Genomic DNA, 11,068 nt, shown 5'->3' with positions numbered 1-11,068 from the left:
CGAGGAGACCGCATGAGCACTTCTGCCCCCGCGCAGCGTCTGCTGCACCACTGCGTGGATGGCCGGGACTCCGCCCCGCCGCTGATCCTGGGCCCCTCGCTCGGCACCTCGCTGGCCGTGTGGGACCCACAGACCCCGTCACTGGCCCGGACTCACCGAGTGGTGCGCTGGGACCTGCCCGGCCACGGCGGCTCCCCAGCCGGCCTGCTGCCCGACGGCGGCACCGTCGCCGACCTCGGGCAGTTGGTCCTCGGCCTCGCCGACGCGCTCGGCATCAAAGAGTTCGGCTATGCCGGCATCTCACTCGGCGGCGCCGTCGGCACCTGGCTCGCCGTGCACCACCCCGAGCGGGTCACCTCGCTCGCGATCCTCTGCTCCTCGGCCCGCTTCGGTCAGCCGGAGGGCTGGTCCGACCGTGCGGCGCTGGTACGCGCCGAGGGCACCGGCCCGGTCGCGGAGACCGCCCCCGCCCGCTGGTTCACCCCGTCCTTCGCGGCCTCCCCTGCCGCCAGAGCAGTGGTCGACGACTTGGCCGCGGCCACCCCCGAGGCCTACGCCGGGCTCTGCGACGCACTCGCCGGCTTCGACCTGCGCGCCGAGCTGCCTCGTATCACCGCACCCACCCTGGTCGTTGCGGGCCGCGAGGACCCCGCGACGCCCGTCGCGCACGCCCGCGAGCTGGCCGACGGCATCCCCGGCGCCGCCCTGACCGAGGTGGCGCACGCCGCGCACCTCGCGAACGTCGAGCGTCCGGTGCCCGTCCTGGCCGCCCTGCTGGGACACTTCGCGGCCGATGCCGCCCCAGCCGCCGACGACGCCTCCCGGCACGGCGCCGGCATGGCCGTGCGCCGCGCCGTGCTCGGCGACGAGCACGTCGACCGGGCGATCACCCGCACCACCGACTTCACCGCCGGTTTTCAGGACTTCATCACCCGCTACGCATGGGGCGAGATCTGGACCCGGCCCGGACTGAGCCGCCGAACCCGCAGCTGCATCACCCTCACGGCGCTGGTGGCCCACGGCCACTACGAGGAGCTGGCCATGCATGTGCGGGCCGCGCGGCGCAACGGTCTCACCCCCGCGGAGATCGAGGAAGTCCTGCTCCAATCGGCCGTGTACTGCGGCGTGCCCGCAGCGAACGCCGCTTTCGCCATCGCCAACCGCATTCTCGAAGAGGAGAACTGACCGCCATGAACCACACCACCGTCGGCATCATCGGCGGCGGCCCTGCGGGCCTGCTGCTCGCCCGGCTCCTGCACAACTCCGGCGTCGACTGCGTCGTTCTGGAGAGCCGTGACCGCACCTACGTCGAGCAGCGCCAGCGCGCCGGCATCCTCGAGCAGAGCACGGTCGACGTGCTGCGGGAGTCCGGCGCGGGCGAGCGGCTGGACCGCGAGGGTCTGGTCCACGACGGCATCGAGCTGCGCTGGGACAGCCGGTCACAGCACATCGACTTCCCGTCACTCACCGGCGGCCGCAAGGTGTGGGTGTACGCCCAGACCGAGGTCGTCAAGGACCTGATCGCCCTTCAGGTGGCCGACGGAGCCCCGCTGTTGTTCCAGGCCCAGGTGAACTCGGTCGCCGGAGCCGACACGGACCGGCCCGTCATCCACTACACCCACCAGGGCCAGGACAGGACTCTCAGTTGCGACTACGTCGTGGGCTGCGACGGGTTCCACGGCGTGACCCGCAGGGCGGTTCCGGACGGTGTCATGAGCACCTTCGAGCGGGTCTACCCCTACTCGTGGTTCGGCATCCTGGCCGATGTCCCGCCATCCTGCGACGAGCTGATCTACGCCCATTCACCCCGCGGCTTCGCCCTGCACAGCATGCGCTCCCCCACGGTCAGCCGCCTGTATCTGCAGGTCCCGAACGGCACCGACCCGGCCGACTGGCCGGACGACCGCATATGGGACGAGTTCGACGCCCGTTTCGCGATCGACGGCGACTGGCGGCTCGCCCGCGGCCCGATCACCTCCAAGGCCGTGCTGCCGATGCGCAGCTCCGTCACCGAGCCCATGCGCTGGGGCCGGATCTTCCTGGCCGGCGACGCCGCGCACATCGTGCCGCCCACCGGTGCCAAGGGGCTCAACCTCGCTGTCTCCGACGTCGTCGTGCTCGCCCGGGCCTTCGCCCATCTGAAGGACAGCGGCTCCGCCGAACTGCTCGACGCGTACTCGGACACCTGTCTGCGCCGGGTGTGGCGCGCGGAGCACTTCTCGTACTTCATGACGACGACCTTGCACACCGACCCGGGTCAGAGCGCATTCGAGACCCGGCTCCAGGTCTCCCAGCTGGACCGCGTCTCGTCGTCCCGGCACGCGGCCGCGGAGCTGGCCGAGAACTACGCGGGCCTGCACATCGGTTGAACTCCTGCTGACGCAGCGGCGGTGCGGGGCCCGAAGAGGGCCACGCACCGCAGGCGTTGCCCAGGGCCGGGCACCGGTCATCCCGTCGGCGCAGGCGAAGCGGGCGCGCAGTGCCCGACCGCCCCGCGCGGCCGAAGGGTCCGCCGGGTACGGTTTGCGCACACCCCGGAGGCTCGACGAGGAGGACCGCATGCCGCATGCCGCGACCGCATCCAAGGCGGACGCCGCAGAACCCGGCGGCGACCCGGTCGGACCGCTGGAGCGCGGTCTGGCCGTGCTGCGCGCCCTGGCCGCCCACCCCGGACCGCGGATGCGCCCCGGCGACCTGGTCCGCGCCACCGGCCTGGCCCGGTCCACCGTCGACCGCATCGTCACCACCCTCACCCACCTGGGATATCTGCGCATCGAGGACGACCGCGACGTGCTGCTCGCGCCGCGCCTGATGGAGCTGGGCAATGCCTACCTCGCCTGCTCCGGTCTCCCCGACGCCCTGGAACCGCTCGCCGTCGCATTGGCCGACGAGCTGGACGAGTCGGTCTCCCTCGCGGTACCGGACGGCGCCGGGGTGCGGTTCATCAGCCAGTCCACCCGGCGGCGCACCATGGCGCTGGCCTTCCGGATCGGCGACCTGCTGCCCGCCGAGCGCTGCGCCCCGGGTGCCCTCTTCGCCGCCGACTGGAGCCCCGAGCAGCAAGTGGCCTGGCGCACCCGGCTGCGCGAGGACCCCCGCGACGCAGGCTTCCCCGCCATTCCTCCCCGCCCGGCGCCGACGGCCCCCGACCATGTGGAGTCGGCCTTCCGGCAGCGGGTGGCCGACGCCCGGGACGCCGGCTGGGCCGTCGACGACCAGCTGATCGAACCCGGTCTGGTCGCCGTCGCAGTCCCCGTCCACGCGCCCGACGGCAGCGCCGTGTGTGCGCTCAGCGTGGTCAGCCACACCAGCAGGCACAGCGCCCGGTCGCTGGCCGAGCACGCCCTGCCCCGGCTGCGGGAGTACGCGGCGCGGATGGAGGCGGCTCTGGCCTCCCCCTCTCCGGCGGCCACGCCGCACGCACCCGGCGGCCCGGACACCTCACGCGCCGCCAAGGCGGAGCTGGGCCCGGAATTCCTGCAGTCGCTGACCCGGGGGCTGGCCGTGCTCACCGCCCTGGGGTCGGCACCCGGTGGGCTCACCCTGTCCGGCGCTGCGGAGGCCACCGGCCTGGCCCGCGCCACCGCCCGCCGGGCGCTGCTCTCCCTCCAGCAGCTGGGGTACGCGGCACCGGCCGGTGAGGGGCGCCGCTTCACGCTGCTGCCCACCGTGCTGGAACTGGGCTACGCCCGGCTCTCCCGGCTGACCTTCGCGGAGATCGCGCAGCCCCATCTGGCCCGGCTGGTGGAGCAGGTGCACGACTCGGCGTCCGTCGCGGTGCTGGCCGACGACGACATCATGTACGTCGCCCGGGTGCACACGGTACGCATCATGAGCGTCAACATCACGGTCGGCACCCGCTTCCCCGCGTACGCCACGTCCATGGGCCGGGTGCTGCTGGCCGGTCTGCCCGAGCAGGAGGCGGCCGAGCGGCTGGCCCACGCCTCGGTGCGATCGCTGACCCCATTCACCCGGGTCGATATCGCCGATCTCGCCGAGGCCGTGGCGCAGGCGCGACGGGACGGTCACGCCCTGGTGGACCAGGAGCTGGAGGAGGGCCTGCGGTCGATCGCGGTCCCGGTGCACGACCGTACCGGCCGGGTGGCCGCCGCCGTGAACGTCTCCACCCACGCCAGCCGGGGCACCCTGGACGATGTGCGGCGAGCGGTGCTGCCCGCGCTCACGGCGGCAGCTGCCGCGATCGAGGAGGACCTGGCGGTCGTGACGGAACGAGTCCGGCTCACGATCCCCTGAGCTCCGCTCACGACCCTCTTGGCGGGCCGGGCTCATATCCCGTTACGGGCCGGGGCGCTCGCCCTCGGGCGAGATCCGTAACCGTGCCCTCCAGCACGGCGGGGCCGGGCCCCGTGGATGATCCCGAGGCGCTGTGTCGCTCGGGTCAGTGCCACATACAGGTCGTCCAGGCCGCGCGCCGGCCGCGCCAGGATCTCCGTCGGATCGGCGATCAGCAACATGTCGGCCTCCAGACCCTTCACCCGGTGTACCCCCAGCACCTCCTCCCGGCTCTCCCCCCGACTCGGCTCGGGCAGGCCCCGCAGGAAGCCGGACAGCATCGCGGGAGACAAGGGCTACAACAACAGCCTCTGCCGCCAGTACCCACGTCGCCGAGGCATCCGGCACACGATCCCGGAGAAGATCGACAGCCAGGCCGCCCGCCTGCGCAAGGGATCGCGCGGCGGACGGCCTCCTGGCTTCGACGAGGAGCGGTACAAGAAACGCAACACCGTCGAGAGGGCAGTCAACGAGCTCAAGAACTTCCTTGCTGTGGCCACTCCGTACGACAAAAGCGGCTATGTCTTCCTCGGAACTGTCACCGTGGCAGCTGTCATCATCCGGCTCCGCTCATGACCGGCTGGCCGCGCTTGGACCAAGCACAGGGGTCTGGCCGACCGCAGCAAGCAGTTCGAGCGGCAGTTCCTTGTCTTCCTGGCCGATGGTGAGCGCGAGCCAACGGCCGGAATCCCGGTGCGGCCACGCCTGCATGCTTCCGGCCAGCTGACTCAGGAAGTTGATCGGCTCGGACACTGCCTCCCCCTCGAAGCCAGCCCTCAGATACGGCCACAGGTCGACGACGAGCGGCTCGCCCCAGCGTGTCGTGAGCCCTGCGATCAGGGCGTCGAGGTAGGCCCGCAGGTCCGCGTCGGCCTCGCGCGCAGCCTGGCCGTCGTCGTCATCCCAAAAGTCCTGACTGGCCCGCAGGATGCGCAAGCGATGCTCGGGGCCACCGCACCCGGTGCCGTCATGGAAGTTCGTCTCCGGGAAAGGCTGCGCGAGCAGCCCGTCAATCAAGGAAAGGTACTCCTCAAGAGCCGCACTCGAAAGGGCTCCGGACTCAGGGGTGGTCATGAGCGCAGACTATGGGACTGCACAGACAACCGACCCTGGGCCGTGCGCACCGGTCGTGATCGCCCGGACGGCTCCCAGCGACGGTACTACTCCGGCAAGCATCGGTATCCTGCCCATTCCTGGTGTGCGGTGCCGAACAACTCCGGTCGCGGCCGTGGCAACCGGCCCGACCAGGTCGCGGTGGTGTTACGGCATTCCGCCGACGGGTTCGGGCTCAAGCTGTCCGAGAGGGATGTCGCGCAGGCCGCGCAACGGTGAGAAGAACAGCCACAGTCTCACGCAGCAGCCGCCGATGACGGCGATCCACAACGTGGCGTGGACGCCGAGGACGCCGGCGAGCGCGCCGCTGGCCAGACCGCCGAGCGGCAGTGTGCCCCAGGTGATCCAGCGGGCGGCGGCGCTGACGCGACCGAGCAAGTCCGGCGGGCAGGCGGCCTGGCGGTAACTGGTCAGCGAGATGCTCGCGACGGTGGAGGAGAAGGTCCACGAGATTCAGCCGATGCCGAACAACAGTACCCACCAGCCGCGCCCGGCCAGCGGAATGAGAAGGCCGGGCAACGACAGCACGGTCATCGCGATCCAACTGATCCGCGCCGAGCCAACCTTCCGGGCGAGGTACTGTGCCGCCACGCCGCCTGCTACCCCGCCGACGGCTCCCAGCGCCAGCAGCAGCCCAACCATGACGGGCCGTAGATGCAGCGTGCGGATGAAGAACACCGGACCGAGGGTCTCCACCATGATGACGAAGAAGTTGGCGGTGCCGTTGAACGCCACCGAGTTGCGCAGGATCGGATCGCGGGCAACATGGGCGAGCCCTTCACGGAACTGCGACCGCAGCGTGGGCCGTCGGCCGGCTTCGGCCCGAGGCAGGCACAGCCCGCCGCAACGTCTGTCAAGGGCCCTGGCTATCGTGGCGCTCTTGACGCTCTCCTCTCTCAGGGGAGGGGATTCTCACGGCTCGCGCCGCGATTCTTGCTGATAGCCACGGAGGTAATCCGATGACTGACAACGACTTCTGGGAGTGCCCGCCGGAGCAGGGCGTCGCACAGCACGGGGAGTTCAGGCTAACCCTCATCGAGCGGCCCTTCCTCACCGGCGCAGGGGTTCTGCCCGCTCATGACCCGGCACGGGCACGGGAGTTCGCCGCTGCCTTCGGCACCGTCGACACGGTGGTGGAAGAAGTTGACCGGATCGAGGCGACCGAGCGGCTTCCCTTCGCCACCCGCGCGGACCTCGACCTGGTCGGCGTCGGATGCTGGGGAACGGTGATCGAGATCAACGATCCCGCCCTGGTGTCCACCGGGGGGACCTTCCCCCTCGCGGAGCAGGCGGACGAACTGGCCGAACGCTTCCCCGGAGCGGTCATCATCGGCTCGGCGAGGATCGACCACAACGTGGCCTACGGCACCCACGTGATCTACCACCCGGACGGGGCACGCCTGTTCGCCGCAGGATGGAGCGGAGAAGGGGACTGGGACCGCGAAGGCGCCCCGCAAGACGTCATCGGCGCCTTCGGCATCGGCCCCGATGCCCTGGAACGACAGGGCATCGACCTCGACGCCGCCCCCGGGTCCTTCTCCTGGGAAGGTCTTACCCGGCTCGCCCTCCAGCGCGTCACCCCGCTGCTCCGCAAGGGCCGCACGCTGTCCGTGTTCCGCGTCCGGCACACCGAAGAGACCACCGGCGACCTGGAAGACACCTGGATCGGCGAGTTCGACGAGTTCTGACCGTAGCGAACCGAAAAAACTGCGAGTTGGCGGGGACATGCCGCCTTAACTCCGGAACCCCCGACCGACTCCCCCCTAGTGTGGACAACAGGCGGCGCAACCAGACCAGTTGACCTCGCAAGCCACGGCGCCGCGTTCCCAGGGGGAGAAACCAGTGAGCATTCAGATACATCAACCTGCGCGCCGTCGGCGCGCGTGGGGGCGCCTCGCGCTCGCACTCACCGCCGCGGCAGCCGTGACCCTGACCGGCCTGCCCGGCCTCGACCAGGCGGAGGCCGCGAAGGCGCCCAACGTCAAGCCGGTGCGGTGCGACGAGAAGTTCCTCAAGAACAAGTTCCCCTCCACCCCGGCCAATTCCGGGCCGCCGGACAGCCTTCCGTACGACGCCTGGCCCAACGACGAGAACTACACCTACGACAACCCCGCCAAGGCATATGACGGGCTGCTGCCACCGACCGACGCCCAGCGCGCGGCCGCGGGGAAGAATTACCGCAAGTGGCAGCGCAAGTACAACAGGACGAAGAACCCGGCGGACAAGGTCATGGAGATCTACGCCCGCTACAACAACCAGTACAACAACCCCAAGGGCTACCAGGACTTCAAGCGCTACCTCGACGTGCGCTACATCGGCAACCACGGCAACCCGCCCCGGGGTGAAGCGTTCGAGGCCCGCATGGTCAAGAAGTACAACATGATCGGTCCCGACTGGTGGTGCCAGGACCCGATCGAGTACACCGACCCTGAGACCGGCGAGAAGCGCACCCGCGTCGTGGACGCACACAACCGGCGCACCGAGCGCAAGGTTGAGATGAAGTCCAACGGCAAGATCGAGAACGACCAGCTCACAGCCGACCGGCAGATCGCCAAGGAGAGGCCGAAGTCGACGTTCCGGTACCTGACCGGCGCCAAGACCGAGGATTCGACGAAGAACAAGATCAAGCAGTTCGACGACGACCTCAAGCGGGACCGGGGCACCAACCGCACCCAGGCCGGGGTCAACGAACGCCGGTCGAACGCCATCGAGCGCACCCAGAAGCCGAACGTCTACACCAATTATGACAAGCGGTTCAACCCCGATCCGCTCAAGGGCGGCCGGGGACCGATCATCGACCAGGCCCTGCGGTCCGGGAAGACGGTCGAGGAAGCGCGCCGGCTTCAGGCGATGTACAACCAGAACAACCGCGGCGGCTACTTCGGCCGCGGGCCGGGCGGCATCGACTTCTCCACCTTGGAGATCAACTACGTCGGCACCCCAGTCAAGGGCAAGGGCCTCGACTATTCGATGAGGGCCGACTACGTCAAGGACCCGGACGAGAACCCCGGCTACGGCGGTGACGCCAAACTCCAGCTCGCCTCGGACGCCTTCTTCACCTGGCTCGCCCTGACCCCGGACAAGTTCTGGGTCAACCTCAACCCGATCCGCCCCGACGTGATCATGGACAAGGAGTTCGCCAAGACCGACGCCGGGCGCGTCCTGCTGGAGGCCGACCTGACCCTCAAGCACGACTACGCGGATGCGATGAACCCCGACAAGTACGAGCGCGGGGAACGCTTCTGGCGGGCAGCCCCCCGCACCCCGGAAGGCATGCCGTGCCTGCCCATCATCCGCCAGTGGATCACCCCGAAGCCTGCGAAGATCCGGGAGCAGGACGGCGGCATCTACATCCTGGACGCCCCGCTGAAGGTCAACATGGAAGTCCCGACCGGACCCGATGTGCCGCCCAGCGCCTGCAAGCTCACCGAGGCGCAGACCAAACAGGCCGAGAGCCTGATCCTCACAACGATCCAGCCGGAGCTCGAGCGCCGCGTCAACGACGACAAGTCCTACGCCGACCTGCGCCGCGTCTACTCTTCGAGGGTGGCTGCCGAGTACATCCGCCGCCAGGACGCGGTCAGCCCCACCGACTTCCGCAAGATCATCAACAGCAACGACGTCAAGCGGTGGCCGCTCAGGGCCGAGAACAAGGACTGGGACAAGAAGACCGTCTACGACAAGTACGTCGACTCGTTCAAGAACGGCGACTACAAGTTCGAGCGCGTCTACGACGGCAAGGTGTGGATTCTGTCCATGGGCGGGGTCGACTTCTCCAAGGCGCCGAAGAAGAACATCACCCGCACCCAGTTCAACGCGCAGCACCGCGGCTTGGACAAGACCACCAAGACATCCGTCCGGGCCGAGGTGACCTACCAGGACAGTGAGACCGCCTACCTCGGAGGGTCCACCTCCGACCAGCCCACCAGCCCGGAGGACCCGAAGCCGACGCCGACCCCGACCGGTTCGGACGGACCGAAGCCGACCGACACTCCGTCGACCCCGGCACCCGACCCGTCCACGCCGGGCGGCGACAAGACGACTCCGTCGGCGAAGGATCCGGACGGTGACCTCGCAGACACCGGCAACAACACCCCCGTCGGAATGATCGCCGCTGTGGCTGCGGCGCTCGCAGTCGCAGGCGGCGCGCTGACGTGGTGGATGCGACGGCGCAGGGCCGCAGGCAGCTAGTGGCTTGTCACGCAGCCTTCGGCGGGTAATCGACCTGTTGCTCGTGACCCAGCAGACTGTCTCCAAGACTGATCTTGGAGGTGGTTGTGGGACGTCGACCGAGTGTGTTCGTCCGGCCTGTGAGCATGGAGGAGGGCCGGAAGCTGCAGCGGATCAGCCGGACCGCGAAGGACCCGGTGAAACTCCGCCGGGCGATCGTGGTGCTGATGTCCGCCCAGGGCCAGACGGTCAAGGACATCACCGTGCTGATGCAGGTCAGCGAGGACTACGTACGTGACGTCATCCACGCCTTCAACGAGCAGGGGCTGGATGCGCTGGACCCAAAATGGAGCGGGGGACGCCCAAGGACGATCAGTGACAAGGTGCGCGAGCACATCTGCCTGATCGCCCGGACGTCCCCCGCCGACTGGAAGATCACCGCGTTCTCCACCTGGAGCCTGAGCAAGCTCGCCGACCACCTCATCAAGCAGAAGGTGACAGCGGCCATCAGCAGGGAGACCCTGCGCCGGATCCTTCGCGCCGGCAAGATTTCCTGGAAGACCACCACCACGTGGAAGGCGTCCACCGACCCGGAGTTCATCGCCAAGATGCACCGCATCCTGGAGCTGTACGACACCCCGCCTGCCGACGGACGGGTGATATGCGTCGACGAGTTCGGACCGCTGAACCTGATGCCCCGCAAGGGCAAGGCGTGGGGCCCGGTGAGGCGTCCGCGCAGGCTGCGAGCCACCTACAACCGCTACGGCGGCGTGATGCACATGCTCGCCGCCCTCGATCTGGCCACCGGCAAGCTGTACTACCGCATCCGAAAGCGCAAGCGGTGGCGCGAGTTCCTCGGCCTCCTCAAGGCCCTGCGAGCCCGCTGGCCCGGGGAGAAGCTGTACGTGGTGCTGGACAACTTCTCCCCGCACAAGCACGCCGAGGTGCGGACCTGGGCCGCTGACAACGACGTCGAGCTGGTCTTCCTGCCGACCTACGGGTCCTGGCTGAACTGGATCGAGTCCGAGTTTGCGGCCCTGCGCTACTTCGCACTCAACGGCACCGACCACCGCAGCCACGACGAGCAGAACGCCGCCATCGCCTCCTACGTCCGCTGGCACAACGCCAACGCCGAGCCGAAGACGGCCTTCGCACCCGACTCACCGATCAGATCCTGGACCGAATACCCGGCGAAGGCTGCGTGACAAGCCACTAGCCCGTCCGACGGCGTCTTCGCACGCACGCTGCCCCCGTGCCCAGGGTGCGGGGGCAGCCATATCCGTGCTCCGGGGCCTTGGACCGGCATGGACAGCATCGAGAAGCAGACCGAGGACTTCGCCTTCGCGTCGGACCTGACCGTTGCCCGTGGCACGGGAGATCACCCGGCTGACCGCTGAGGGAGGACCGCGCTCCGACTGGTGAACAGCCCAAAAAAAACGCGGGCCAGGCGGCCCCAGTCCGGCCCGCCAGGGCGACACCGACGGCAGCCAGG

The 11,068-nt window shown here is 69.3% G+C and carries 11 protein-coding genes; 7 read left to right on the top strand and 4 right to left on the bottom strand.

The genetic code is table 11. From position 1 onward, the window contains the following. Positions 1-12 precede the first annotated feature (12 nt). From pcaD to NRF20_RS45200, 3 genes are all read left to right on the top strand, one after another. A complete protein-coding gene (gene pcaD, locus NRF20_RS45210) occupies positions 13-1,185 on the top strand; it encodes a 3-oxoadipate enol-lactonase (protein ID WP_413754426.1) in 1,173 nt (390 codons plus the stop codon). Between the two features lie 5 nt (positions 1,186-1,190). Continuing rightward, positions 1,191-2,369, top strand: coding sequence for a 4-hydroxybenzoate 3-monooxygenase (locus NRF20_RS45205; protein ID WP_398633024.1), 1,179 nt, complete (start codon positions 1,191-1,193; stop codon positions 2,367-2,369). 190 nt (positions 2,370-2,559) lie between these two features. Beyond that, on the top strand, positions 2,560-4,254 hold the full coding sequence (locus NRF20_RS45200; protein WP_413754425.1) for an IclR family transcriptional regulator C-terminal domain-containing protein: 1,695 nt from the start codon (positions 2,560-2,562) through the stop codon (positions 4,252-4,254). 32 nt (positions 4,255-4,286) lie between these two features. Here the strand turns inward: NRF20_RS45200 and NRF20_RS45195 are convergent, their stop codons facing one another. Then, complete coding sequence (locus NRF20_RS45195) at positions 4,287-4,475, bottom strand: hypothetical protein (protein ID WP_398633022.1); 189 nt, start codon at positions 4,473-4,475, stop codon at positions 4,287-4,289. Between NRF20_RS45195 and NRF20_RS45190 the strand changes: the two genes are divergently transcribed. Continuing rightward, the gene (locus NRF20_RS45190) at positions 4,474-4,869 is read left to right on the top strand and encodes a hypothetical protein (RefSeq protein WP_398633021.1); all 396 of its coding nucleotides are present in this window, start codon (positions 4,474-4,476) and stop codon (positions 4,867-4,869) included. The genes NRF20_RS45195 and NRF20_RS45190 overlap by 2 nt on opposite strands. On the opposite strand, the gene NRF20_RS45185 is transcribed toward NRF20_RS45190, so the two are convergent. The 3 genes from NRF20_RS45185 to NRF20_RS45175 all read right to left on the bottom strand — a co-directional run bounded on the left by NRF20_RS45185 (position 4,864) and on the right by NRF20_RS45175 (position 6,204). Continuing rightward, positions 4,864-5,367 (bottom strand): hypothetical protein, encoded by a 504-nt coding sequence (locus NRF20_RS45185; RefSeq protein WP_398633020.1) that lies wholly within the window; start codon positions 5,365-5,367, stop codon positions 4,864-4,866. The two genes, NRF20_RS45190 and NRF20_RS45185, sit on opposite strands and share 6 nt — an antisense overlap. 186 nt (positions 5,368-5,553) lie before the next feature. Continuing rightward, positions 5,554-5,784 carry a hypothetical protein gene (locus tag NRF20_RS45180; protein WP_398633019.1) on the bottom strand — a complete coding sequence of 77 codons (231 nt, stop codon included), beginning with the start codon at positions 5,782-5,784 and terminating at the stop codon, positions 5,554-5,556. A 75-nt stretch (positions 5,785-5,859) separates the two neighbouring features. Further along, entirely contained in the window at positions 5,860-6,204 is a 345-nt protein-coding gene (locus tag NRF20_RS45175) for a hypothetical protein (protein WP_413754696.1), read from the bottom strand. Positions 6,205-6,365: 161 nt separating this feature from the next. On the opposite strand from NRF20_RS45175, the gene NRF20_RS45170 reads away from it, so the two are divergent. The 3 genes from NRF20_RS45170 (at position 6,366) to NRF20_RS45160 (ending at position 10,781) form a co-directional block, all read left to right on the top strand. Continuing rightward, on the top strand, positions 6,366-7,094 hold the full coding sequence (locus tag NRF20_RS45170) for a DUF6333 family protein (protein WP_398633018.1): 729 nt from the start codon (positions 6,366-6,368) through the stop codon (positions 7,092-7,094). 154 nt (positions 7,095-7,248) lie between these two features. After that, positions 7,249-9,597: a hypothetical protein gene (locus tag NRF20_RS45165; RefSeq protein ID WP_398633017.1), complete on the top strand. Its 2,349-nt coding sequence runs from the start codon at positions 7,249-7,251 to the stop codon at positions 9,595-9,597. 125 nt (positions 9,598-9,722) lie between these two features. After that, positions 9,723-10,781: an IS630 family transposase gene (locus NRF20_RS45160; protein WP_413754502.1), complete on the top strand. Its 1,059-nt coding sequence runs from the start codon at positions 9,723-9,725 to the stop codon at positions 10,779-10,781. Positions 10,782-11,068 lie beyond the last annotated feature (287 nt).

The organism is Streptomyces sp. R-74717, from assembly GCF_047305335.1.
Classification (GTDB): Bacteria; Actinomycetota; Actinomycetes; order Streptomycetales; family Streptomycetaceae; genus Streptomyces; species Streptomyces atratus.
The sequence above is the reverse complement of the archived record's forward strand: the minus strand, read 5'-3'. Positions and strand labels throughout refer to the sequence as shown.